The organism is Pseudomonas germanica, assembly GCF_019614655.1.
Classification (GTDB): Bacteria; Pseudomonadota; Gammaproteobacteria; order Pseudomonadales; family Pseudomonadaceae; genus Aquipseudomonas; species Aquipseudomonas neuropathica.
In genome coordinates, this window is sequence record NZ_CP071586.1 from 3,313,289 (window position 1) to 3,338,601 (window position 25,313).

Annotated in this window: 24 protein-coding genes and 1 tRNA gene; 17 read left to right on the top strand and 8 right to left on the bottom strand. The window is 59.4% G+C overall.

The window, feature by feature from the left end; genetic code table 11:
- Nucleotides 1-140: 140 nt before the first annotated feature.
- Nucleotides 141-228 (bottom strand) — tRNA-Ser (locus J0G10_RS14825).
- Nucleotides 229-350: 122 nt separating this feature from the next.
- Here J0G10_RS14825 and J0G10_RS14830 point away from each other — a divergent pair.
- Both J0G10_RS14830 and J0G10_RS14835 read left to right on the top strand, forming a co-directional pair.
- Entirely contained in the window at nt 351-1,022 is a 672-nt protein-coding gene (locus tag J0G10_RS14830; protein ID WP_007915443.1) for a Bax inhibitor-1/YccA family protein, read from the top strand.
- Nucleotides 1,023-1,427: 405 nt separating this feature from the next.
- Nucleotides 1,428-2,783, top strand: a complete 1,356-nt coding sequence (locus J0G10_RS14835) for a hypothetical protein (protein WP_220558801.1) — start codon at nt 1,428-1,430, stop codon at nt 2,781-2,783.
- A gap of 42 nt (nt 2,784-2,825) precedes the next feature.
- Here J0G10_RS14835 and J0G10_RS14840 read toward each other — a convergent pair whose 3' ends face one another.
- Together J0G10_RS14840 and J0G10_RS14845 are read right to left on the bottom strand one after the other, a co-directional pair.
- Nucleotides 2,826-3,143 carry a YceK/YidQ family lipoprotein gene (locus J0G10_RS14840; protein ID WP_095126568.1) on the bottom strand — a complete coding sequence of 106 codons (318 nt, stop codon included), beginning with the start codon at nt 3,141-3,143 and terminating at the stop codon, nt 2,826-2,828.
- 57 nt (nt 3,144-3,200) lie between these two features.
- Nucleotides 3,201-3,638, bottom strand: a complete 438-nt coding sequence (locus J0G10_RS14845) for an Lrp/AsnC family transcriptional regulator (RefSeq protein WP_095126569.1) — start codon at nt 3,636-3,638, stop codon at nt 3,201-3,203.
- Between the two features lie 136 nt (nt 3,639-3,774).
- On the opposite strand from J0G10_RS14845, the gene J0G10_RS14850 reads away from it, so the two are divergent.
- Nucleotides 3,775-4,668 (top strand): DMT family transporter, encoded by an 894-nt coding sequence (locus J0G10_RS14850; RefSeq protein WP_220558802.1) that lies wholly within the window; start codon nt 3,775-3,777, stop codon nt 4,666-4,668.
- A gap of 3 nt (nt 4,669-4,671) precedes the next feature.
- Here the strand turns inward: J0G10_RS14850 and J0G10_RS14855 are convergent, their stop codons facing one another.
- The 4 genes from J0G10_RS14855 to J0G10_RS14870 form a co-directional block, all read right to left on the bottom strand.
- On the bottom strand, nt 4,672-5,712 hold the full coding sequence (locus J0G10_RS14855) for an FUSC family protein (RefSeq protein ID WP_220558803.1): 1,041 nt from the start codon (nt 5,710-5,712) through the stop codon (nt 4,672-4,674).
- 61 nt (nt 5,713-5,773) lie between these two features.
- Complete coding sequence (locus J0G10_RS14860) at nt 5,774-6,733, bottom strand: HlyD family secretion protein (protein WP_095050690.1); 960 nt, start codon at nt 6,731-6,733, stop codon at nt 5,774-5,776.
- A gap of 5 nt (nt 6,734-6,738) precedes the next feature.
- A complete protein-coding gene (locus J0G10_RS14865) occupies nt 6,739-7,089 on the bottom strand; it encodes a DUF3302 domain-containing protein (protein WP_220558804.1) in 351 nt (116 codons plus the stop codon).
- A gap of 130 nt (nt 7,090-7,219) precedes the next feature.
- Nucleotides 7,220-8,845 carry an NADP-dependent glyceraldehyde-3-phosphate dehydrogenase gene (locus J0G10_RS14870; protein WP_095050692.1) on the bottom strand — a complete coding sequence of 542 codons (1,626 nt, stop codon included), beginning with the start codon at nt 8,843-8,845 and terminating at the stop codon, nt 7,220-7,222.
- Between the two features lie 349 nt (nt 8,846-9,194).
- Between J0G10_RS14870 and J0G10_RS14875 the strand changes: the two genes are divergently transcribed.
- From J0G10_RS14875 to J0G10_RS14935, 13 genes are all read left to right on the top strand, one after another.
- On the top strand, nt 9,195-9,551 hold the full coding sequence (locus J0G10_RS14875; protein ID WP_095050693.1) for a c-type cytochrome: 357 nt from the start codon (nt 9,195-9,197) through the stop codon (nt 9,549-9,551).
- A gap of 76 nt (nt 9,552-9,627) precedes the next feature.
- Nucleotides 9,628-10,956 (top strand): D-arabinono-1,4-lactone oxidase, encoded by a 1,329-nt coding sequence (locus tag J0G10_RS14880; protein WP_220558864.1) that lies wholly within the window; start codon nt 9,628-9,630, stop codon nt 10,954-10,956.
- A 74-nt stretch (nt 10,957-11,030) separates the two neighbouring features.
- Nucleotides 11,031-12,239 (top strand): DSD1 family PLP-dependent enzyme, encoded by a 1,209-nt coding sequence (locus tag J0G10_RS14885; protein WP_220558865.1) that lies wholly within the window; start codon nt 11,031-11,033, stop codon nt 12,237-12,239.
- Nucleotides 12,240-12,520: 281 nt separating this feature from the next.
- Complete coding sequence (locus tag J0G10_RS30305) at nt 12,521-13,132, top strand: transposase (protein WP_080750810.1); 612 nt, start codon at nt 12,521-12,523, stop codon at nt 13,130-13,132.
- 56 nt (nt 13,133-13,188) lie between these two features.
- A complete protein-coding gene (locus J0G10_RS14895) occupies nt 13,189-14,787 on the top strand; it encodes a ShlB/FhaC/HecB family hemolysin secretion/activation protein (RefSeq protein WP_220558805.1) in 1,599 nt (532 codons plus the stop codon).
- Between the two features lie 14 nt (nt 14,788-14,801).
- Nucleotides 14,802-16,598, top strand: a complete 1,797-nt coding sequence (locus J0G10_RS14900; protein ID WP_095050698.1) for a DUF2341 domain-containing protein — start codon at nt 14,802-14,804, stop codon at nt 16,596-16,598.
- A gap of 11 nt (nt 16,599-16,609) precedes the next feature.
- On the top strand, nt 16,610-17,035 hold the full coding sequence (locus tag J0G10_RS14905; protein WP_220558806.1) for an ExbD/TolR family protein: 426 nt from the start codon (nt 16,610-16,612) through the stop codon (nt 17,033-17,035).
- 3 nt (nt 17,036-17,038) lie between these two features.
- Nucleotides 17,039-17,743 carry an energy transducer TonB family protein gene (locus J0G10_RS14910; protein WP_007915486.1) on the top strand — a complete coding sequence of 235 codons (705 nt, stop codon included), beginning with the start codon at nt 17,039-17,041 and terminating at the stop codon, nt 17,741-17,743.
- A 39-nt stretch (nt 17,744-17,782) separates the two neighbouring features.
- The gene (locus tag J0G10_RS14915; protein ID WP_220558807.1) at nt 17,783-19,480 is read left to right on the top strand and encodes a putative porin; all 1,698 of its coding nucleotides are present in this window, start codon (nt 17,783-17,785) and stop codon (nt 19,478-19,480) included.
- Nucleotides 19,481-19,497: 17 nt separating this feature from the next.
- The gene (locus J0G10_RS14920; RefSeq protein WP_095126576.1) at nt 19,498-20,127 is read left to right on the top strand and encodes a DNA repair protein; all 630 of its coding nucleotides are present in this window, start codon (nt 19,498-19,500) and stop codon (nt 20,125-20,127) included.
- 17 nt (nt 20,128-20,144) lie between these two features.
- Nucleotides 20,145-20,615: a YbjN domain-containing protein gene (locus J0G10_RS14925; protein ID WP_220558808.1), complete on the top strand. Its 471-nt coding sequence runs from the start codon at nt 20,145-20,147 to the stop codon at nt 20,613-20,615.
- Nucleotides 20,612-21,559, top strand: coding sequence for a peptidylprolyl isomerase (locus J0G10_RS14930; RefSeq protein ID WP_220558809.1), 948 nt, complete (start codon nt 20,612-20,614; stop codon nt 21,557-21,559). The genes J0G10_RS14925 and J0G10_RS14930 overlap by 4 nt, the downstream gene beginning before the upstream one ends.
- Before the next feature lie 187 nt (nt 21,560-21,746).
- Complete coding sequence (locus J0G10_RS14935) at nt 21,747-22,727, top strand: LysR family transcriptional regulator (RefSeq protein WP_220558810.1); 981 nt, start codon at nt 21,747-21,749, stop codon at nt 22,725-22,727.
- Between the two features lie 556 nt (nt 22,728-23,283).
- Here the strand turns inward: J0G10_RS14935 and J0G10_RS14940 are convergent.
- A complete protein-coding gene (locus J0G10_RS14940; RefSeq protein WP_220558811.1) occupies nt 23,284-24,609 on the bottom strand; it encodes an Ig-like domain-containing protein in 1,326 nt (441 codons plus the stop codon).
- Nucleotides 24,610-24,794: 185 nt separating this feature from the next.
- Here J0G10_RS14940 and J0G10_RS14945 point away from each other — a divergent pair, with 185 nt between their 5' ends.
- Nucleotides 24,795-25,313, top strand: coding sequence for a GNAT family N-acetyltransferase (locus tag J0G10_RS14945; protein ID WP_007915494.1), 519 nt, complete (start codon nt 24,795-24,797; stop codon nt 25,311-25,313).

A 25,313-nucleotide genomic window follows, 5' to 3' on the forward strand; every position in this document is an offset into this window, starting at 1 on the left:
CCAAGCGTAGTAGTGTCGCCAGGGCAGGGATGCGCCAATAACCGGAAAAATGTGGAAACGATCCACAAAAAGAGGAGCAAGATTCCCGAATCCCAGAAACGACAAAGCCCTGAATAATCAGGGCTTTGTCGTATCAAATATGGCGGAGGCGATGGGATTCGAACTCATGGACCTGTTACAGTCGACGGTTTTCAAGACCGTTGCCTTAAACCACTCGGCCACACCTCCGTTGCGTTGCGGGCGCCATAATACCTGAATGAAACACACTGTCAAACTCTCTGCATGGCTTGTTACAGAGCGTCTGTTATGATCTTTGCGACTGAACGTTTCAAACCAACAGGAGTGTCGCCATGCGCGAACAGGATTACGCAGTTAATAACAGCGTGCAGGCTGAGCAGCTAGAGGTTAGCCGCGTCCTGCGCAACACTTACGGCCTACTGGCTCTGACCCTCGCATTCAGCGGCGTCATGGCTTTCGTTGCCCAGCAGATGCGTGTTGGCTACCCGAACATTTTCGTGGTGCTGATCGGCTTCTACGGACTGTTCTTCCTCACCAACAAACTCCGTGATTCCGCGTGGGGCCTGGTGTCCGCTTTTGCGTTGACCGGTTTCATGGGTTTCCTGCTCGGCCCGATCCTCAACCGTTACCTGGGTATGCAGGGCGGCGCTGAAGTGGTCAGCTCGGCGTTCGCGATGACTGCGCTAGTGTTTGGTGGTCTGTCGGCCTACGTGCTGATTACCCGCAAGGACATGAGCTTCCTCGGTGGTTTCATCACCGCTGGTTTCTTCGTGTTGCTGGGTGCGACGCTGGCGAGCTTCTTCTTCCAGGTCAGCGGCCTGCAACTGGCGATCAGCGCAGGTTTCGTGCTGTTCTCGTCGGTGTGCATCCTGTTCCAGACCAGCGCCATCATCCACGGCGGCGAGCGCAACTACATCATGGCGACCATCAGCCTGTATGTATCGATCTACAACCTGTTCATCAGCTTGTTGCAGATCTTCGGCATCATGAGCCGCGACGACTGATCATTAGTCGTTTCAACAAAAAACCCGCTTCGGCGGGTTTTTTGTTGCTCGCCGAAAAGCGTAGCGGCCTTTTACCTACAAAATGACCTGAAAATAGTGGCGTCTTTTTGGAAATCACCTACACCTAATTACCAAGGAAGAGCAGTAGCCTGATCGACAGGAGTCGGTAACCAGCACCCCTCGTGTAATTCCTGCGTCCCTCGCATTCACTTCCCTTGCTGTTGATCGCCAGGCCATTTGGTCGAGAGCGACTGTATTCGTTCGTCCAGTGAAAACCGGGAGGTGAACCACGCCAAATGCCATGCACCGTGACCGTATCCCGGCGAACGACCGGGGCCCTGATACCAGAAAAAAATAATGGAGGCCCTGCCATTGCAGGCGTTGTCCCAATCAAGGAGATCATCGATGAACCAGCCCCAAGGAAAACTGGCTGTACTGGCCGTCACCACCGCGCTGTTCAGCGCGTCAACCTTCGCCGGCGTCTATCCTGACTTCGGCTATCAACCACCTTCCAGCCAATACTCTGGCCCACTGTTTGAGTTGAGCCAGAATTACCCGGCCACAGCGCCGAAAGTACCGCTACCCGGTTTTTTCAAGAATCTACCGACCAAGCCAGATAACAATTTTGAGACTTGGCGTGCGTACATGGAGGAAGTCAAAACCTATTGCCTTGATGGCAACGTCGAGGCTGATTGGTACGTGCAGAACAATAAAAAACGTCAGTGGTATCACATGCCGTGGCAGCACTATGGCCCGCTGGGACGCGAAGGGATTCACGGCCTGACCAAAGAGGCGCAGATCCAGGTCAAGCAACTCGCCGCCACGCAGACCGCTACTGGCCAGACATACGCGGTGGGCATCTATAACGACATCGGTGCGTATACCATCGGAGAGGTCTGGAAAGACCCGAACAACCCTGATCCGAAATACACATCGGCGCCCAACAGCTTCCCCGACGGCACCGTAGTCTGCAAAGCCCTGTTCGCCGATATCGATCGCAGCACCGTGCCGTTCCTGGTGAACCCGGTGTTGTGGAAGGGCTACGTCACCGAAACGTTCACCTCGGCCAATCGCAAGGTCAAAGATGTCGCATTGATCCAGATGGACATCGCCGTGCGCGATAAGCGCATGAGCGCCACTGGCTGGATCTTCGGCACCTTTCAGTACAACGGCGCGAAAACCGGCAAGCCGGGCTGGGACAACCTCGTCCCGGTAGGGATCATGTGGGGCAACGATCCGGAAGAAACTGGCAACGACTTCACCAACCCGCAACCGACGCAAACCAAGATCAATCCCGCGCTGCAACAGACGGCGATCAACGCCAAGACCCAGGAATTGCCACCCACCCATCTGGGCTGGAACGGTCGCCTCAATGGTCCGGTGGACAACCCCAACAGTTCCTGCCTGAGCTGCCATGCGACCGCCGAAACGCCGCAAGTGGCGATCATGAATCCAACGTTCCAGGCCAATGCGCCGAAGCCGGGTTCGCCTGAATGGATGAAGTGGTTCCAGAACATTCCGGCCGGCCATGCTTTCACGCCGGGCACTCAAAGCACTGACTACAGCCTGCAGTTGTCCGGCGGCCTGGTGAATTACTTCGAGTGGAAATGCGACATGAGCGGCATCTACGCCGACGGCAAGAACGCGTGCAGCAAAGCGTCGGACATGAAACTGAAAATGCTCAATTCCACCAATAACGCCACGCCGCAGCCGTTGCAGAAAGTCATTCGTGACCCGAGCCTGCAGCAACTGCTGGAGTAAGAAGCGCAAAGCCTGCGCACGTTTCGGCGTGCGCAGGCTTTTTCAGTTGATCACGATGCTGCCGTCAGTCTGCTGTTTGTAAATGGTGTAAGGCAACAACAACGTGTCGAGCACCCCGGACGCCACAGCATCAATCGCCCAGCCGGGCAGGGCGGCGTTGTATTTGTTACCCTCGTCTATCGGCGCATGCAGACTGCAGAAGTCATACATCACGCCGCTGTAGATTCTCGGCACCGCCCCGCAATAGGATTTGTTCGATCTCAAATCGTCCACGGCGACCTGGTCGTCGCGCATGACCGTTTGCACTGTCCCGCAACCACTCAACACTAATGCGCTTAGCATCATTGCCTGAACTTTCATACCGCCAATCCTTCGTCGGAAAAACCTCAATCTACGTCAAACGTGTTGAAAAAGCACTTAGGCCATCGGTGGCAAACGGCGCTTGACCGGCGTCTTCTTGACGATCGCAGTATTGGTTTCCGCAAGGGTATTGAGGCGGTCGAGCAGGGTGTCCAGTTGTTCCATCGAGCGCACATGCAGGCGAGCGATGAAGCAGTCCTCGCCGGTGACCTTGTCGCACTCGGTGAACTCGGGAATCGCCAGAATCTGCCGCTCCACCTCCTGCAGTTGTCCCGGCAGCGGCCGAACCCGGACGATAGCCTGCAACTGATAGCCGAAACACTTCGGATCGATCTCCACGGTGTAGCCCCTGAGCACGCCGCGTTCCTCCAGCCGGCGCAAGCGTTCGGCCACACTCGGCGACGACAAGCCGCTGATCTGCGCCAGCGCCTTGAGCGAACGCCGCGAATCCTCCATCAATGCGCCGATGAGGATCTGATCAATGTCATCAGTCATAAAAACTCCAGTATTAGGCGATTGATGAAAACCACCCGCGATAAAAAAGGTAGATTACGAGTTTAGCCTGCTTTTTGCTCTGGAGCGCCGCCGGGACGCCTTGGCATACTTTGTTCAATTGTTGAGGAGATTGATGATGGACAAGACCCTGCGGCGCGGCTCATTCGAAATGACCGCCGCCATGCTGATATCCGGGACGATCGGCTGGTTCGTGCTGGTCTCCGGGCAACCGGTGCTCGACGTGGTGTTCTGGCGCTGCGTGTTCGGCGCCGGCACCTTGTTGTTGATCTGCGCGGTATTCGGCTTCCTGCGCCCGGGCATTCTGACCCGAACCACCTTCCTGCTTGCAGTGCTCAGCGGGATGGCGATTGTCGGTAACTGGGTGTTGTTGTTTGCCTCCTATTCAAGGGCTTCGATTGCCATCGGCACGGCGGTGTACAACGTGCAGCCGTTCATGCTGGTCGGTTTGGCGGCGCTGTTTCTTGGCGAGAAAATCACCTTGCAAAAGCTGTTCTGGCTGGCGATTTCGTTCATGGGCATGTTGGCGATTGTCAGTGCCCATGGCACCCAGAGTGAAAGCGGCAATGACTATCTGATGGGCATTGCGCTGGCCTTGGGTGCGGCGTTTCTCTATGCGATTGCCGCGTTGATCATCAAGCGCCTGACCGGCACGCCACCGCATTTGATTGCGCTGATTCAAGTCTGCACCGGGGTTCTGTTGCTGGCGCCATTTGCGCATTTCAGCGCATTGCCGCATGAGCCGAGTGCCTGGGCCAGCCTGGTCACATTGGGCATCGTCCACACCGGTCTGATGTATGTGTTGCTGTACGGCGCCATCCAGAAATTGCCGACCGCATTGACCGGTGCACTGTCGTTCATCTACCCGATCGCGGCGATCTTCGTCGACTGGTTCGCGTTCGGCCATCATCTGGAAACCCTGCAGTGGGTCGGTGTCGCGGCGATCCTGTTGGCCGCCGCCGGCATGCAGCAAGGTTGGGGACTGAAAGCGCGGCGACTGGCTGCGCAGTAACCTTCAAATGTTCCAGCGCGGCGCGGTTTTCGCCAGGCGCTGGCGCATCTCGCCGATGTTCGCTGCCAGTTGCCGGGTCAACAAACGATAGCCATCCAGCGCGCTGTAAACCGGCGCATCGAGGTTGGCTTCCGGCAACTCGAGCGGCTTGTCCAGGCGTTGCGAAGCGCCGGTTTTCAGCGCCCGGGCCATGCCGATCAGTTGCACGCGAATCTGCCGGTGCTCGGCCTTCAGCGCTGATTGCAGATGCGCCATGGCTTCTGGGTCGTTGGCATCCGGTCGCGTGTTGCCAAGGATCTCCAGCGTGCTGATGCACATGCGCAAGTTGCGCTGGATCGCATCGAGTTCGGTCATGGACACCTTCACTTCCTTGGACACCGACGGCATCAGCGAGCGTAATTGCACCATCACCGCGCCGAGTCGCCCCATCAATTTCAAATGCTCATCGGCGCTGACGGGTTGGCCGCTGATGATTCGCCCATACACGGTGGCGCAGTCGCGCAGGGCATCGGCGAGGTTGTAGCGCCACGAATACACCGCGTAGAGCGGCAGGGCAAAAGAGAAGGCCAGGGCGAGGGCGATGCCGATCAGAATGTCGACGCCGCGCCACAAGCCGTCGGTGATCGGATTGTCACCATGCCCGGCGACAATGAACACGGTGATCGCTGAGAGCAGGGCGGTATAACCCCCTTTGCCAATCGCGTGGTAAGAGAAGAAACCGCAGACCACCGCCATCGCAAAATACGTCAGCCACGGCATGCCGAGCCACGCCTGCTGCGCCACCAGCAACAAACCGACACCGGCGCCGATCAAGGTGCCGGTGGCGCGTTCGGCGGCTTTTTTGCCGATGTTGCCGTGGTGCTGTAAACCGCCGATCACCACCAGCATGGTCACCGAGGCCCATTCACCGTGGGGCAGATTGATGCCGGTGGTCAGCAGGATTGTCGCCAGCAAGCCGAGGGCAACGCGCACCGCATGGATCAGCCGCGCGTGCCGGTAACGTCGATAAGGATCAAGCAACGGACGCAGGACACGGCGCAGCAAGGGCGGAAGTCGATGGGTGCTGTAAGTACTCAGTGCGGGCCTCTCGTGATTGGACTTCAGGTCAATGGAAAGGAAAAATGTAATTCATCCATGCTGCCATACGCAGGAGGATTTTGCGCATCGTGCCAATGTGATGGAAGTGCTGACTGTACAACGCGGCCTGCCCGTAAGCACCGCCCGGCATCAGCTTGCTGTACTGGGCGAATGCCGGATCAGTGATTTCGATGATCACTGGCACACGCCCGGCCGGCGGTGAACCGGTATAGCCGATCAGGGTGCCGGAAGGTTGTACCTGACCTTCGGCAATCACCCCGATGACGTTTTTCACCCGGCCAGCGAACACCTTGCCGGGAATGCCATCGAACGCGACTTCTGCTTCATCGCCGACGGTCAGGCGCAACAGGCTGTTCTGGCGCATCCACGCGGCAAAGTATTGGCCCTCTTCTGGAATGAACACCATCGATGGACGCAGCGGCAACTTGCTCGCCATCATCCCCGGCCGTAACGAGACATGGGTAACGAACCCTTTGCTCGGTGCGCGGACGGTGGTGTTGTCCAGCTCGAACTGGGCGTTGTCCAGCTGCGCCTGCAGATCATCGGTGCGGGAGATGGCCGCATCCAATTCACGCTGGGTGCCGAAGTTGCGCCGGATCAGTTCAGTGATCCGGTAGCGATCGCCTTTGGCTGCGATCAATTGCGCCTTGAGGGATTTCACCCGGTTGGCAAACGGCGTGGGGTCGATGCGAAACAGCACGTCGCCTTTTTCCAGCGGCTCGTTACCCTTCACCGGCACGTCGATCACCTGGCCGCTGACGATGGGGATGACCGGCACAGAAACGAAGTAAGTGCGCGCCACCTCAGAGTAGGGATGGTTGTAGTTCATGGTGAAAATCAAGGCGCCGATCATCAGGATGCCGCCCAGTACAGCGGTGGGCACCGTCCATTTGTTCAGCGGGATACGGAAGATCTTGAACACTGCGACGCAAATCGCGGCGTAAGTCAGGATAAGGAGTAGATCCATGGTGTTCAGCCCTCCCGGTTGTTGGGAGCAGTGGCATTCAGCGCTTCGAGTCGTTCGAGGCGTCCTTGCAGTTCGAGCACCTGTTGCTCCAGGCGAACGACATGGTTTTGCACGGATTTACCGTCACCGAAGCCCCAGCCGCGATCTTCTCGATAGGCCATCGCCCAGATCCACAGGAAGGGCCAAAGCGCATGCAGCGTGAACAGACTGACCCAGCCAGTGGCATGGATCGCATCCTGATGCGGGTGGTTACGATGAACGGCAATCTCATAGGGGATGTCGTGCAACACGATGATCCCGTAAAACAGTACGAGCCCGGCAAACACCAAAACCCCTAGCGCAAAGTAATCCAGCATGGTCAAGCTCCCGGCATCCAGCACAGTGCTGGCATCAGTGTAGCCACTGATTTGCCGGGCGCTTGGCGACTTTGGATCAGAAGCGGTTGCCGTCGCCTTTTTGCTTATTCACGATCCGCGTGACAGTTGATCAGAAGATGTAATCGGTGGTCAGGAAGCTCGAATCACGCCCGCGAATGATCTCGCTGATCAGGTCCTTGTTGCTGTCCTGGAACTTGGTTGCCACCAGCGTACGGATCGAGAACACCCGCAACGCATCGTGCACCGACAGCGTACCTTCGGCGGAATTCTTGCGGCCGTTGAACGGGTAAGTGTCCGGCCCGCGCTGGCATTGCGCGTTGAGGTTGATCCGCCCGACCTGGTTGGCGAAGGTGTCGACCAGCCGGCCGACCGCCACCGGGTTGGTGCCGAAGATGCTCAACTGCTGGCCGAAATCCGACTCCAGCACGTAGTCGATCACGGTATCGAGATGGCGGTACGGCACAATCGGCACCACCGGGCCGAATTGCTCTTCCTGGTAGACGCGCATCTGCGGATTCACCGGATACAGCACTGCCGGGTAGAAGAACGATTCGCGGGATTCGCCACCATTGGGGTTGACCACTTCGGCACCCTTGGCGCGTGCGTCGGCCACCAAACCATGCAGATAATCGACCTTGCCCGACTCCGGCAGCGGCGTCAGCGACACGCCGCTGTCCCATGGCATGCCCGGTTTCAGCGTGGCCAGTTTGGCGTTGAATTTTTCGATGAAGCTATCGACCACATCCTCGTGCACGAAGAGGATTTTCAGCGCGGTGCAGCGCTGACCGTTGAACGACAGTGAACCGGTGACCGCTTCGCTGACGGCGTTGTCGAGATCGACTTCCGGCAGGACGATGCCCGGGTTCTTTGCATCCAGACCCAGCGCGGCGCGCAAACGGTGTGGTTTTGGGTGGAGTTTTTTCAGGTCGCTGGCGGCTTTGTTGGTGCCGATGAAGGCGAAGATGTCGATCTTGCCGCTGGCCATCAGCGCGCTGACGGTTTCGCGGCCACTGCCGTAAATCACGTTGATGACGCCGGTGGGAAAGCTGTCGCGGAAGGCTTCGAGCAACGGGCGGATCAGCAACACGCCGAGCTTGGCCGGTTTGAACACCACGGTGTTGCCCATGATCAGTGCCGGGATCAGCGTGGTGAAGGTTTCGTTCAGCGGATAGTTGTAAGGGCCCATGCACAAGGCGACGCCGAGCGGTACGCGGCGGATCTGCCCGAGGGTGTCCTGTTCCAGCTCGAAACGGCTGGAGCGGCGATCCAGTTCCTTGAGCGCATTAATGGTGTCGACGATGTAGTCGCAGGTGCGGTCGAACTCTTTTTCCGAGTCCTTGAGGTTCTTGCCGATTTCCCACATCAGCAGCTTCACCACCGCATCGCGCTGTTGGCGCATGCGGCCGAGGAAGGCTTCGACGTGCTGGATGCGCTCGGCTACGCGCATGGTCGGCCACAGGCCCTGGCCCCGGTCGTAGGCACGCACAGCGGCGTCGAGGGCAGTGAGCGCGGTGTCGGCGTCGAGCAGCGGCGTGCTGCCGAGGATGACTTGTTCGTCGCCGTTATCGCCCTTGAGATAAACCGGACTGCGCACCGTGGCGAGCGGGCCGTCCCAGCGGCGCAACTGGCCGTCGACCAGGTATTCGCGTTGCTCGACCTGAGCGTCGAGGCGGTATTTTTCCGGGATGTCGCTGACAGAAGGGAACAGGTTGCCAAGGATGTTTGCTGTGGTCATGTCGCTACCCCGTGTTGATGTCCGTATGCAGATCAAAAAGCCTTCACAGGTTATACGCCTGAATGCGCCGGAATTTAAACCCGCAAATGTCACCCGAATGTCACGCAAAGGCGCACAGCAGAGCGGACAGGCTTGATGATTGTTCCCACGCTCCGCGTGGGAACGCAGCCCGGGACGCTCTGCGTCCCATTGGAACGCGGAGCGTCCCTTGAGGCATTCCCACGCAGAGCGTGGGAACGATCATCGGGGGGAGAGCTGGCCCCGTTTGCCCCCCTCTCTGGCCTGCAATGCCCTCAACCCGTTGCAGGCGCTGCCGTAAGGTGTGTTCACAACAATAAGCGAGGTCGCTATGCGGGCAATTCGACGGACTTTAATGCTGGCGTTGGCCATGGCGTTGTCTGGCTGCGGCGAAGACCCCAAACCCCCGGTCACCATCCCCAACAACGCCATGCCCAACGACCCGGCACTGGCGCAGATCTACGCCAACAGCTGCCAGCTCTGCCACGCCAATCCCGCCGCCAACGCACCGCTCACCGGTGATCACAAAGCCTGGGAACCGCGCATCCAGCAAGGCACCGACACGCTGCTCGACCACGCCATCAACGGCTATAACGGCATGCCGCCGATGGGCCAGTGCGTCGAATGTTCGGAAGAACAATTCCTGCAACTGATCGGCTTCATGGCCGACCAGCCGCTCCCACAATAAGGTGCCCGGCATGACGATGGATCTGACACGGCGTCAGTTGTTGCAACGGGCAAGCATCGTCGGCGCGTTCAGTGCGTTGGCGAGTCATCCGGCGTTGGGTCAATTGCTGCGCGCGCCACGGCTGATTCCGTGGCGCAACTGGTCGGGCGGGCAGAGTTGCTTGCCGGCGGCGCGGCTGGCGCCGAAAAATCTCGATGAACTGACAGCCGTCATCAAACAAGCGCAAGGCAAGATTCGTCCGGTCGGCTCGGCGCATTCGTTCAGTGCATTGGTGCCTACCGACGGCACGCTGTTGTCGCTGAGCTATTTCAGCGGTCTGCTCGATCACGATGCGAAAACCCTACAAGCCGAATTCGCCGCCGGCACGCCCATGTCGCGCATGGGCCAGCCACTGAAAGACATCGGCCAGGCCCTGCAGAACATGGCCGATATCGATTACCAGACCCTGGCCGGGGCCATTGCCACCTCGACCCACGGCACAGGGAAAAACTTCCAATCCTACTCGGCCCACGTCTGCGGACTGCAATTGGTCACGGCCAATGGCGAGGTGCTCGACTGCGACAGCCAGCGCCACCCCGAAGTATTCAACGCCGCCCGCGTCTCCCTCGGTGCGCTCGGTGTCGCCACTAAAATCCGTCTGCAAAACCGCCAGGCATACCGCCTACGCGAACGCCAGTGGATCGCCAAGACCGAGGAACTGCTCGAAGACCTCGACAAGAACACCCGTGAAAACCAGCACTGGGAAATGCTCGTCGTCACGCATTCCGACTACGCCTTGTCCATCGCCCTCAACGAAACCGACGACCCGGCGACGCCGCCGATCAGCCCGGAAGAAGAGGGCGGCAACGAGTTCGTCACCCTGATCGAGAAGATCGACAAATACGGCAGCGACTTTCCCGACCTGCGCCGCACGCTGCTCAACAGCCTGCGCCATCTGGCCAGTTTCGATGACCGCGTCGGCGACTCCTTCGACATCTACGCCAATGTGCGCACAGTGCGGTTCAACGAAATGGAGTATTCAGTGCCTGCCGAACACGGACCGGCCTGCCTGCGCGAAATCCTCAAGCTGATTCAGGACAAGGATCTGCGCACTTGGTTTCCCATCGAGTACCGCTACGTCAAGGCGGATAACATTGCGCTGAGCATGTTCGAGGGACGCGACAGCTGTTCGATCTCGGTACACCAGCATTACCAGATGGATCATCACAACTTCTTCGCGGCGGTCGAGCCGATCTTCTGGAAGTACAACGGCCGGCCGCATTGGGGCAAGTTGCACTCGCTCAACGCGAAGAACCTGCAACCGCTGTATCCGCGCTGGCGTGAATTTGTCGACGTGCGTCAGGCGCTGGATCCGAGTGGACGGTTTCTCAATGCGCATCTGGCGTCGATATTGGGGGTGAGCTGATGGCGGTCAATCGGCGCAATTTTCTGCTCGGCACGTTGGGTGGCGGTGCTTTGTTGGTCGGCGTTGGCGCGTGGCTGCGGCCGGGCGATCGCGGCGCGCCGTACAGCGAATACTTCCGGGCGCTGAACAAGGAATTGAAGGAAAAGGGGCCTATGCGCCCGGTGCTGCTGATCGATCTGGATCGCCTCGATCACAACATTGATGTGGTGATGCAGTCGATCAAACGCGGCGGCAAACACCTGCGGCTGGTGGAAAAGTCGCTGCCGTCACCGGGACTGTTGAGCTACATCGGGCAACGGGCCGGAACACAAAAGCTGATGTCGTTCCATCAGCCGTTCCTCAATCACGATGCACAGGTGTTTCCGCAGTCCGACATTTTGCTCGGCAAGCCATTGCCGGTACGCTCGGCCGAGCTGTTTTATCAATCCCACAAAGGCTCTTTCGATCCGGCGAAGCAATTGCAATGGCTGCTCGACGGGCCAGAGCGATTGCAGCAATACCTCGCGCTGGCGCAGGGTTTGGGCACACGGATGCGCATCAACATCGAGCTGGATGTCGGCCTGCATCGTGGCGGGGTCAGTGATGTGAATGTCCTTGGGCAGATGCTCACGCTGATCAGCGCCAACCCGCAGCATCTGGAATTCGCCGGGTTCATGGGTTACGACCCGTTCGTAGGCATGGGCGTGCCGGGGATTCTCGGCTCGCCCGAGGAGCTGTTCGCCAAGGTCATGGTGATTTATCAGCGCTGTGTCGATTTCACCCGGCAGCAATTTCCCGTGTTGTGGCATGACGGTTTGTGCCTGAACACCGCTGGCAGCCCGAGTTATCGCATTCACGAAAACGAGAAACTGAGTACCGAGGTTTCCGTGGGCACGGCGATGCTCAAACCGACGCACTATGATTTGCCGTCGCTGACCGAGCATTTGCCCGCGACTTACATCGCCACGCCAGTCTTGAAAAGCACAGGCGCGGTGAATATTCCGGCACTGGATGACAAGTCGAAGCTGTTGTCGTGGTGGGATCAGAATCAGCGCCAGACCTATTTCATCTACGGCGGTAACTGGATGGCCGAGTTCGAATCGCCCCAGGGTTTACAGAGCAACAGCGTCTACGGACGCAGCTCAAATCAAGAGATGGTCAATGGCTCCAACGCCGTGGGGCTGACGGTGGAAGATCAGGTTTTCCTGCGCCCGACCCAGACCGAGGCCGTTCTGCTGCAATTCGGCGACCTGCTCGCCGTGCGCGGCGGCAAAATCGTCGACACCTGGCCGGTCTACACCTGACCCAAAATCACCCAAACACTGCAAAACCCTGTGGGAGCTGGCTTGCCAGCGATGGCGTCATGTCAGCAACCCTTTACTTCGCTGACAGACCGCTATCGCTGGCAAGCCAGCTCCCACAGGGTTCTCGATGTATGTCCCATCTCATTGCCAAATTCTGTAATGAAGCTTTTATGACAAAAGTTCGGTAGCACATCGCCAGTCCGGTCATGCCTATGTAACGCGCTTGAGGGGCCCAACGGGGCGCTTTTCACAAGCCGAGGCGGGACGCCGGGAGTGAGGCAATGGGGACTATGGAACGCTACTCGAAAGTGGGCATGCAGGAACTCGATCAACGCCTGTCGAAGATCGTCGAAGCCGCGCGCAAGAAGCCGGTTTCGGTGTATCGCTACGGCGCGCCGTGGGTCTGGATTGTCTCGCAGGATGACTGGCAGGGCGCCTTGAAAGAGGTGTCGAGCTACATTCCGCCGGGCCATTCGCTGGTGTTGCTGCGCCCGCAGATCGACGACTTGCTCGACGCCCACCGCGACCTCCTGCACGACCTCAATGCCGAGCCCGGCATGCTGATCCCCGCGCAAACGGTCATGCACATTCTGCTTCTGCAACTGCTGTATTCGGTGCCCAGCGAGCAGCAACTGTATGAACAGCTCAATTACAACCTGTTGTTCCGCTGGTTCGTTGGCCTGGGCCTGAACCAGAAAGTCTGGAGCTTCAACGCCCTCAGTCGCGACATCGCCACGTTGCTCAACGAGCCGCGCGCGGTGCTGCTCATTCAAAAAATCATCGGCGAAGTGTTCTGCGGCGCGTTGCTGCAAATGCCCGAGTTCTCGTTGAACTTCGCGCTTTTGCACACGTGGCTGGGCAAACACGCCTGCGCCTCGACAGCCAGCAATTGACGCCATACACGCGGCGTTCGAAACGCCAACAGGTCATCGCGAATTCAGGGGGTAGTGTGGAACCGATTTTCAAGTCACGGCTGGCGCTGTGGGGCTGGCTGCTGGTGACGGCGGGCGCGCAGCCGGCATTGGCCGAGGAGGCCGCCAACAACGCGGCGGCGCAGCGTCTGGTCGACGTCAACGAATACTTCGTGCGCGGCAACACCGTGCTCGATGCACGGGCGATCGAAGAGGCGGTGTACCCGTTTCTCGGCCCGCAAAAAGCCCTCACGGATATCGAAGGTGCTCGGGACGCGTTGCAAAAGGCTTATCAGGAACGCGGCTATCAATCGGTGTTCGTCGAGCTGCCGGAACAAGCCGTGGCCGACGGTATCGTCTACCTGCAAGTCAGCGAAACCAAGGTCGGCCGGGTACGTGTGGTCGGCGCCAAACACTATTCGCCGCTGGATATCCGCGACGACGTGCCGGGGTTGAAGGAGGGCGAGGTACCGGACTTCGCCAAGGTCCAGGGCGAACTGGCGCAGTTGAACAAAACCCCGGGCCGGCAAGTGGTGCCGCTGGTGCGCGAAGGTCAGCGCCCCGGCACCATGGACGTCGATTTGCAGGTCGAAGACCAGAGCCCTTGGACCGCCAGTGTTGGCCTCAACAACGATTACAGCGCCGACACCGAGAAGCTGCGCACGGTCACTAGCCTCGGTTACAACAACCTCTGGCAACTCGGCCACAGCATCAACCTGACTTACTTTACCGCGCCGCAGGAAACCGACAACGCCAAGGTCTGGTCGGGTTCGTATACCGCGCCGCTGACGGATCGCTGGAGCGTGCAGTTCTCCGGTTACCAGTCCGACAGCAACGTCGCCACCATCGGTGGCAGCAACGTGCTCGGCAAGGGTCATTCCTATGGTGTGTCGGCGATTTACACGCTGCCATCGAGCGGCAACTGGTCGAACTCGCTGTCGGCCGGCATCGACTTCAAGGACTTCGACGAACGCCTGACCCTGTCCGGTGAGAGCGACAAAGTCCCGCTGCAATACGCGCCGTTCACCTTCGCCTACAACGGCTATCGCTACACCGAGAAGAGCCAGCTCGGCCTCGGTCTGAGCCTGGTAGCCGCCACTCGTAGCATTTTCGGCTACGGCAGTTCCGACGAAGACTTCGACTACAAACGCTACCGCGCCAAACCGAGTTTCGCCGTGCTCAAGGGCGACACCAATTACACCTGGACCTTCGACAGCGACTGGCAGAGCGCGAGCAAAGCCGCTTTCCAGTTGGCCTCGGGGCCACTGGTTTCCAATGAACAATTCTCCGCCGGTGGCGCGACTTCGGTGCGCGGCTATCTGGCCGCCGAACGCACCGGTGATGACGGCTTGCTGCTCAGCCAGGAACTGCGCACGCCGTCGCTGGCCAAGTACGCCGGCACGTGGATGCAGGACTGGCGCTTCTATGCCTTTGCCGAAGGCGCACAACTTTACCTGCGCGACGAACTGCCGGATCAGGACGCCAATTACGCCCTGGCCAGCGTCGGCCTCGGCACTCGCGCCAGTCTGAGCAAATGGCTGTCCGGCAGCCTCGACTGGGGCTATCCGTTACTCGAAGGGCCGAACACCTCGAAGCAGGAATCGCGCCTGCACTTCAACCTTCAAGCCACTTTCTGACAAGGAGCACGTTCATGCAGCGCCTCTTCCTTTCGTTGTTGATCTGCCTGGGCTTCGTGCTCCCGGCCACGGCTCAGGCCTGGTGGCAGGACGACTGGCACTACCGCAAACAGATCGCCGTCGACACCACGCCGCAAGGTGCGGCGATCAATCAGGCTCTTGGCCGCACTGCGCTGCTGGTGCGCCTGCACACCGGCAACTTCACCTTCGATGGGGTGAAAGAGGACGGCGCGGACCTGCGCTTTGTCGCCGCCGATGACAAAACCGTGCTCAACCACCAGGTCGAAAGTTTTGATGCGCTGATGGGCATGGCGCTGATCTGGGTCGATGTACCGAATGTCGAGGGCGGTCAGCGCCAGGACATCTGGATGTACTACGGCAATCAGAAGGCCCCGGCGACCGGCAACGGCCAGCTGACCTTTGACCCGAATTACACCGCGCTGTATCACTTCGACGGCGCCACCGGCACCCCGGCCAAAGACACCACGGCCTACGGCAATACCGCACAAAGCGCGACCGGCGCGGCGATTGACGGTGTAGTAGGGCGCGCCTTGCAGTTCAGCGGCCAGCCGTTGCTGCTGCCGGCAAGTCCTTCGCTGCAACACAACGCTGGTAGCGCATTCACCTTCAGTGCCTGGCTGCGACTTGATCAGGCCAGTGGCGAGCAACTGATTCTCGCCCGTCGCGAAGGCGCCAACAGTCTATTGATCGGAGCAAACCAAGGCGTGCCGTTTGTGGAGATCGATGGCCAACGCGCCGTCGCCACGCAAGCGCTGAATCCGGGCCAATGGCAGCACGTTGCGCTGACTGCTGAAGGTTCCAAAGTGACCCTGTTCATCAATGGTCGCGAAGCTGCCACGCTTGCCCAGGCGATGCCGGCCTTCAATTCGGTCATGGCCATCGGCGCTGACGTGCACGAAGGCCCGTTCCAGCCGTTCGTGGGCGCTATCGATGAATTGCGCCTGTCGAAAGTGTCACGTCCGGCAGCGCTGTTGCTGGCCGATGCCACCTCGCAAGGTGCCGAGTCGAAACTGGTGGCTTACGGTGTCGACGAAGAACAGTCCGGTTTCGGTTTCGGCAGCCTCGGTTTCCTGCTCAACGCCGTGCCCATCGACGCCTGGGTGATCATCGCCGTGCTGGTGCTGATGATGTTCCAGTCGTGGATCATCATGCTGCGCAAGAACCGCAGCCTCAGCCGTGTCACTGCCGCCAACGAAGATTTCCGCGTGCAGTTCGCCAAAGTCGGCACGCGTCTGGAGATGTTCGCCGACGACGCGCAACTCGCCCAACGTCTGCAGCATTCGTCGCTGTGGCGTCTGTATCTGGTAGCGGTGAAAGAGATCCGCACCCGTCGCGAGCAGGGCGCCGATACCTCGTCGGTGTCAGCGGCCACCATCGAAGCCATTCGCTGCTCCATGGACGGCGTGCGTACCCGCGAAAACCAGCAACTGAGTTCGAAACTCTCGACCCTGTCCAACGCCATCGCCGGCGGCCCGTACATCGGCCTGCTCGGCACCGTGCTGGGGATCATGGTGGTGTTCCTCGGCACGGCGATGGCCGGCGACGTCAACATCAACGCTATCGCTCCCGGTATGGCTGCTGCTTTGCTCGCCACCGCCATGGGCCTGTTCGTCGCGATCCCGGCGTTGTTTGGCTACAACCGCCTGATCACCCGCAACAAGGAAGTCAGCGCCGACATGCGCGTGTTCGTCGACGAGTTCATCACCCGTCTGGCGGAGATGCACGGCGAGAGCCAGTTCAGTGAAGCGTCGCATCGCGGCCATCACGCCAACCACTCCGTACCGGCCTGAGGAGCACTGACATGGCGTCTGTAAATGCCTCCCACGACGATGATGACGATGCCGCGGTGGACAGCATCAACATCACGCCCCTGGTCGACGTGCTGATGGTGGTGCTGGTGATGTTCATCCTCACCGCCACCGCGCAGGTCTCCGGGATCCAGATCAACCTGCCCAAGGCCAGCGCTTCGGTGTCGCTGTCCGAGGCCAAGACCAAGGCGATCTCGGTTAACGACGGCGGCCAGGTGTTCCTCGATGCCTACCCCGTGACCCTGGCCGAACTGGAAGAACGCCTGCGCATCGAGAAAGCGCAGAGCCCGGATTTCCCGGTGATCGTGCGCGGCGACGCCACGGTGCAATACCAGAAAGTCATCGAAGTGCTGGATCTGTTGCGCCGGCTCGAACTGTCCCAGGTCGGTCTTGTGACCGGCAAACCGAGTCAGAGCTGAGTCATGACCGCACAACTCCCGATCGAGCCGCTGCCGGTGAAAAAGCCAGCGCTGCGTTACGCGAAGTGGGGCGCCGGCTTGCTGATCGGCGCGCTCGCTGCGTGGTTTCTGTGGCAGTGGGCCAACGACATGAGCGGCATCCGCCGCGAAGCGCCGAAGGTGCCAACGATCATTCCGTTGCCACCTCCGCCACCACCGCCGCCAGAAAAACCGCCGGAGCCGGAAACCCCGGTCGAAGAAAAAGTCGTCGAGCCCGAGCCAACGCCGGAACCGGAAGAGGTCAAGCCCGAGGAAGAAGCACCGCCATCACCGGCGGACGATCTGGCCAATCCGATGCAAATGGACGGCGATGCGCAGTCCGGTAACGACGCTTTCAACATTGGCGCGGGCAAGGGCGGCGGCATGGCCGGGACCGGCGGCGGGCGTCTGGGCACGGGGACGTACAGCCAGTTTCTGGCGTTCACCTTCCAGCGTTTGCTCCGTGAGAACCCTGAGCTGCGCAACCTCGCGTTCTCGCTGCAGGCCGATGTCTGGCTGAGCAGCGTTGGCGAGATCACCCGGGTCGAGCTGATCAAGTCCAGCGGCAATCCCGAAATCGATACCCAGGTGCTGGCGGCGCTGCGCGGTGCCCCGGCGCTGAGCGAACGGCCACCGGCCTCCATCACTTTGCCTGTGCGCCTGTCCCTGCAAGGGCGGCGTCCGGGTTAATTCACTTATTTACGCTTTGCCAAAAGGAGTTGTGTGCAGATGATTTCCAACGTGAATCGATTGTCCCTGGCGGTCGGCATGGTCATTGCGACCCTGGTCGGTCAGGCCGTGGCAGCGCCTGCGCCCTCGGAGAACGCCACGATCAATCTGATCCGCTTGCTGGTCGAGCAGGGCATTCTGAAACAGGACAAGGCCGACGCGCTGATCGCTCAGGCGCAGAACGAAGCGGCCCAGGCCAAACAGGCCGCCGCATCCACCGCAGTCGCGGCCGGGCCGGTCGCTGCGCCGGGCGACGTCCGAGTGCAATACGTGCCGGCAGCGGTGCGCGACCAGATCCGCGACCAGGTCAAAGCCGAAGTCATGGCCACCGCCAAACAGGAAAACTGGGCCGCGCCCAACAGCTTCCCGGAATGGGCTGCGCGCATCAGTTTCGACGGCGACATTCGCTTGCGCAACGAATCGCGCTACTACTCGGACAGCAACAGCAACGAGATCGTCGACTTCGCCAAGCTCAACAACAATGGCCCGTACGACGTTAACCCGAACAGCAGCACCAATCTGCCGCCGCTGCTCAACACCCGCGAAGACCGCACCAACCAATTCCGCATTCGTGCGCGACTGGGCATGAAAGCGGAGATCTCGCCGCAATGGACCGCCGGTATTCGTATCGGCACCGGTTCGGACAACAACCCGGTGTCGACCACGCAAAACCTCGGCGGAGGTTTCGCCAAGAAGGACATCTGGCTCGATCAGGGCTACCTCAACTGGAAGCCTACGGATGAATTGACCCTTACCGGCGGGCGCTTTGCCAACCCTTTCATGTCCACCGACATGCTCTATTCCAACGATTTGAATTTCGACGGCGTGGCAGCGATTTTCGACCACAAGCTCAACCGCGATTGGGGTGTGTTCGGCACCGTCGGTGCGTTCCCGGTGGACTACACCAACGACACCGCCAGCAGCAACGGCTTTGACAAGGAAGAGAGCGACAACAAGTGGCTGTACGGCGCGCAGATCGGCGCCAAGTGGGCGATCAACAGCAACAACCGCTTGAAAGGCGCACTGGCTTACTACCGCTTCGACGACATTCAAGGCCAGCGCTCCAGCCCTTGCGAACCGTGGGCCGGCGCGCCAGGTTGCGACAGCGATGGCAGCCGCGCAGCGTTCATGCAGAAGGGCAACAGCGTGTTCCTGCTGCGCGACATCACGCCGAACCCGCTCAACCCGACCACCACGCCGCAGCCGCAGTTTGTTGGCCTCGCTTCGGAATTCAACCTGCTTGATCTGAACATGGTCTGGGATGCTGACCTGCCAGAAGATTTCAAACTGCGCAGCCAGGGCAACTACATCCACAACCTCGCCTACGACGAAGGCGACATGCGCAAGCGCTCGGCCGGGCAGATCGTCAACAACCTCGACAGCAACGGCGACATTGAAAGCGGCGCCAATGCGTGGATGGTGCAGTTCACCCTCGGCAGCGCGCTGGACCTGAAAAAGCAGGGCGACTGGAACATGTTCGCTGGCTACAAGTACATCCAGCCGGATGCCTTGCCGGATGGCTTCAACGACTCGTCGTTCCACCTCGGCGGCACCAACGCCAAGGGTTATTTCATCGGCGGCAACTACGGTCTGGCGAAGAACGTTTACGCGACCGGTCGCTGGATGAGTACCGAAGCGGTGTACGGCGCGCCGTTCGACATCGACGTCTTGCAGCTTGAGATCAACACGCGCTTCTAAGGCGCCGGGAGAGGGTTATGAAAACGCGATTTGTGTTGCTCGGGCTCGGGCTGTTGATTGCCACCGGGGTGAATGCCGAAGGCATGGAAGAGCGCCTGCGCACGCAATTGCGCAGCACCACGCAACAGTTGCAGGCCCTGCAAAGTCAGCAGGCCCAGGCCAGCGCCGCGCAACTGGCGGCGCAGAACGAGGCCAAGGCTGCGCAGGCGCAAATCAAGCAATTGAGCGCCGAACTGGCCAAGGCCAAAGGCGTCGCCGAGCAACTGGCCGGGCAGCAGCAGAGCCTGCACAGCCAGGCGCAGGCACAAGTAGCGGCCAGTGCCGAGCAGACCGGCAAGTTCAAAAAGGCCTATGACGAGTTGCTGGTGCTGGCCCGTGCCAAAGAAGCAGAACGGTCTAAGCTTCAAGCGCAATTGGCTGAACGTGACACACAAGTGCAGCAATGTTCAGTCAAGAATCAGCAGATGTACGGCGTCGCCAAGCAGATCCTCACTGCCTACGAAAACATCGACGTGGCCGAGGTGATGAAGATCCGCCAGCCCTTCGCGGGCAGTGCCCGGGTCAAGTTCGATGAACTGGCCCAGGGGTTTGGCGACGACCTCTACAAGACTCAATTCGACGCGCCGCAAGCCGCGCTCACGCACTGATAGACAAGGAAGAAGTAATGACTCAATTGATCAGCCACGTATCGCCAAAATCCCTGACCGAAGTCCTGCAAGCTGCGGGTTATCGCGTCAACGAAACCGAGCAGAACGGTATTGTTCAGTTGCTCAGCGCCAGTCAGGGCATTGGTTACGCCGTGCGATTCGGCAATCCGGCGGTGGAGCAGGGTAGCTACGTCGATTTCACTTTCAGCTGTGCGCTGCGGGTGCAGGGTGAGTTGCCACACGGTGTGGCCGAGCAGTGGAACGCGAGCCGTCGTTTTGCGCGTTTGTCGTTGCAGGGCGAGTTTCTGGTGATGGAAATGGATGTGGTCGTGGCAGCGGGCGTGAGCAACGATCACCTGCGCGGCAACCTGGAATTGTGGGATCGCCTGTTGCAGGAATTTATCGTTTATCTGCGTGATTTCACTCAAGCTGCGCAAGCATCCACCGCGAAAGTGGCTGTCGCCGAGCAAGAGGAAGTCGCGCTGTGAAAAAGCCTGCCATGGTGATCAGCGCTGCTGCAGTGGCGCTGTTGGTGGTGGCCGTGGCGCTGGTGGTGCGGCCGGGCAGTGACCCGGTCGCCGCCCAGCAATCGTCGTCGGTGACGGCGGTTGCAACGGGGCCGGCGGTGGCGCGGTTGGGTAATCAGCAGGTAACCCCTGCGGAACTTCAGGCGTTGCTGGCTACAGTTCCGCCGGAAACCCGCGAACAATTGCGCGGTAATCGTGAGGCGCTGGAACGGTGGATTCGCACGCGTCTGGCCGAGAAAGCGGTGCTGGAGCAGGCTGATGCGCAGGGTTGGGCGCAGCGTCCCGAGGTTGCGCGGCAGACCCGGGCAGCGACTGAGCAGATCGTGTTCCGTGATTACTTGCGTTCGGTCAGTGAGGTGCCGGCGGATTATCCGAGTGCGGCTGAGTTGCAGCAGGCTTATGACTCAGGCAAGGCGAATTGGCAGACGCCGGCGTTGTATCGGGTCAGTCAGATTTTCCTTGGGGTGAATGATCCGCAGAATCTTGAGTCGGTGCGCAAGCAGGCGCTTGAATTGAGCAAGAAAGCTCAGGCAACGCCGGCGGAATTTGCTGCATTGGCGACTCAATATTCACAGGATCGCGTCACCGCTGAACGCGGCGGCGATAGCGGTCTGCAACCGTTGCAGCAACTGGTCCCGGAGGTGCGTGGTGCAGTGGCGCGGCTCAAGGTTGGCGCGGTTTCTGATCCCGTCCAGAGCGCCGCCGGATTCCACGTGATCAAGCTCACCGAGCAACAACCCGCCCGTACCGCAACCCTCGATGAACTGCGTGATCAGCTAACCGAGGCCTTGCGTGCTCAACGTCAGGAACAGATCGCCCAAGCCTACTTGGACGGCATGCTCAACACTGCAACGCTGAGCATTGACGGCGCGGAGCTCAACAAAGTCCTGGAGGAAAAACACTGATTTCACCTTCACTGAGTGACCTGTGGGAGCTGGCTTGCCAGCGATGGCGGCTTATCAGTCACCCATGATGTTGGATCTTCCGGCCTCATCGCTGGCAAGCCAGCTCCCACAGGATCTCCACTGGGTTCAGAAATAGTTAAAAAGTGCTGAAAGCCAGCAAAATACAAAGATCGACAGGGAGTCATCGATGTCATTCACCGAACCCGCAGGACGACAGGGCAACCACGATTACCACTGGCCGCACGACCACAGCGAACCGTGGCTCGCACATGCTGCGACCATTGACAGCGAAGTCGCGCAATACTTCCTCGTCAGCGCCCGCTGCGGTTGCTTCATGCAAGCCGCGCGCAGCCTCAACGTGCGCGCAACCTTGTTGCGCAAACAACTGGCCCAGCTTGAGCAAGAACTGCAACACACCCTGTTCAGCTTTCAGGGCAGCGCCTTGAGCCTCACTCGCGAAGGCCAACAGCTACAGGCCAAACTCATAGCGCTGGCCAACGAACGCAAACTCCCGGTGATCGAGCAACCATTGATCCGCCTCGCCGTCGCCGAATCGATCCTCCACGACATCCTCGGCCGCGACCTCATCGCGCTGCTGCGGCGCAACGCCAGCGTACGCCTGGAAATCATCGCGCTGGACAGCGAGTTGTCCCTGCGTGCCGTCAGCGCCGACATCGTCCTCTGGCTCGCCCACGGCGAAACCCCGCACCCCGGCCCGACCTTCGCCACCAGCGAACCGCAAGCGCTGGCACGCCTCGACTACCTGCCACACATCGCCAAACGCTACTCCCGCGTCACCGCGCGCCCGGACACGCCTGATGACCTTGCTGATTTCATGCTGGTGCAGTGGCAGCATGACCGGCAGATCGACAGCTTCCGGCCGTGGAATGAGTTGGTTGAACAGCGTCTGGCCGGCGTGGTGCAGATGCAGTCTTATGAATTGATGCTGGAGATGATTCGTTGCAGCGCGTGCATTGGGTTGTTGCCAGCGTATATGAGCCGCTTCGATCGGGGGCTGATTGCGTTACCCGGATTATTCGCCGAGCCCATGCAATTGCAGGCATGGCTGGCGGTCAATGCTGACTCACAGAATGTGGCCGAAGTGCAGACCCTCACCGACCTGATCCACCACACCTTCAACGAACGCCACGAATGGTTTCAGCCCTGAGCCAATCCCCTGTATGCCCACAACCCCCTGTGGGAGCGAGCCTGCTCGCGAAAGCGGTCTGATGGCTGGCATTGATACTCAATGACCCAACGCCATCGTTGGCAAGCCAGCTCTCACAAGGGTAATGCTGGCTGGAAATTGGTATCTGAGCACACCCCAAAGTGGGAGAGAGCTTGCTCACGAAGACGCCGGCACATTCACCGACGATGGAGCCTGAGCTGACGCCTTCGTGAGCAAGCTCACTCCCACAGGGATTTGCGGAGAATCCGGTTTGTGTGAGCACCCAGGAAAACTGTGGGAGCTGGCTTGCCAGCGATGAGGCCCGCCCAGAAAACCATACTCCCACTGAATGCAACCAATCCAACTGTAGGAGTGAGTCTGCTAGCGATAACACCCGATCAGCCGCTGAAAACCTGACTGAACGGGCACAGTACAAAGGTTTCCGCATCAGCCAAACCCGCAACCGAATCTGCCGCCCCAACACAGCCATCGCGCAGCAATATCGTCGTGGCATGGGCCAGTTGCTGCGAATCCGCACCTTGAGCAGTAAGAGCATTCAGGTTTTGATAAAGGCGATTGGAGCCATCCGTGTCTCACTTGTACTCATACCCTGATAAAACGCACCGGTTCCAGAGTTGAAAACCGCGTAGGAACCAGCGGTGCCTTCACCTCGGCCAAACCATCTAAAAAAGCCGTTCGGGATAGAATTAGGAATTGGCAGTAAAATCTTATGAAGATCGACGAAATTCAAAGGAATGGCTTTTACCGTTGGAGGAACAAAAAAATTGTCATAAGCCTCTCCAGCTTCACTCCTGATCCAATTTACTGCCTCGGGGACGGTCATTAAACGGGTGGCGGCTCTAACGTTGTAAACATTGCTGACTTGAACCGAGTAACGCAGTGTGGTGCCGGCGCTATCTGTCACGGACAAGGTAGCGGTGCCGTTTCTCAAACCTTCGACTTTGCCGTTTGACGTCACTTTTGCAATCAAGTCGTCAGAGGAAGTGTATCGGTACGGTGGCACACCGCCCGAAGCTTCGCGAACCTGGACATTACCAACCACCTCTTTTGTCGCCCATCCATAGTCTTGCATCAGCTTGACGCCATCCAGGGTCATCAGGCTCTGATCAATGACCAGCGGTGAGGAAGTCCGCGTCAAATCCACATCAACCGTCACAATGTCTGACCAGGTCGGTGGGCCGGATGGGTTGCTTACGTGGTCGACGACTCGAAACTTGAATTCAAAGTCCGAATCATTGCCACCCTGTTCCAATTTCGATCTCGGAATCGGAATCATGATTTCTTTCGGGACGGTGGCTGGCGGCGGTAAGGTGTCCGGCATCAGGCGATACGTAACGCGTGCGCCGTTGCAGTCGACGTAAATGTAGTCGTACCAGTTGATATTTTTGTAGGTGACGGTGACGGATACATCGTCGGCATCTTTCGCGTCGATCCGGCTGTGACTGACGCTGAAGTTCAACACCGCAGGCGTATCGCCGGGTGGGGAGGTGCGATAGAGCAGCACCAGTTCTTTGGTGACATCGTTGTTGCCCGAGGTGCGTTCTACTTCGATCTCGATGCGGTTCGAACCTTTTTGCAGAAGCTCGGCGCCCAGCCACAAAGCCGTATCTTCATTCTCTTCTCCGGGAGCGACGATGATTGTGCCGGGTTGCTTATCGCCGTTCAGTATCAGCCTGAGCTTATCGTTCCTGGCTTGTCCCAAGTACGCCAACATGAAAATCTGAAGGCCTCCAGCCGCATTGCTATCGGCGATGGAAACGCCTCCATGAACGCCTTCAGTTGTGGGCTCCAGCTCAACCATTTTGGGAACATGCGGGTAGGACAGTGCGAACGGTTCGACAATGCTGCGGACACGGCTCATTTCATTCTCCAGGCATCAGATGGGAACTCATTGCTGCATCTAATGCGAGGTGGACGGCGCCGTCACCTGTCAACTCTGACAGGTATGGCGGTTTTGCGATGAGTGGTCAGCAAGCCGAAACTCGCCAGACTGATCACCGGCGGTTTAGAGTGATTGGCCACTCATCGATCCAGGAAGGATCCTCCATGCCCGACCACAACGCCGCCATTCACATCGAACGCTTCAGCGAGTCGCACCTCGAGGCTGTCACGGCGCTTTACAACGAGCGGGCCGTCACCCGGCAGGTGTTGCAGATGCCGTTTCAGTCAATCGACGTCTGGCGCCAACGGCTGCTGGCGGAGAATGAGCGGGTATTGAAGCTGGTCGCGCTGCATCAGGGTCAGGTCATCGGCCATCTGGGGCTGGAAAACTATTCGCGGATTCGTCGCAGTCATGCCGGCAGCGTCGGTATGGCAGTCGCTGTGGCGTGGCAGGGCAAAGGCGTCGGTTCGAAGTTGCTGGCGGCGGCGCTGGATGTGGCCGACAACTGGATGAACCTGCACCGCGTTGAACTCTCGGTTTACGCCGACAACGAGGCCGCCATCGCGCTCTACCGCAAATTCGGGTTCGAGACCGAAGGCCTGTTTCGCGATTACGCGGTGCGCGACGGGCAATGGGTCGACACCCTGAGCATGGCGCGCCTGCGCAATCGCCCGAAAACCTGA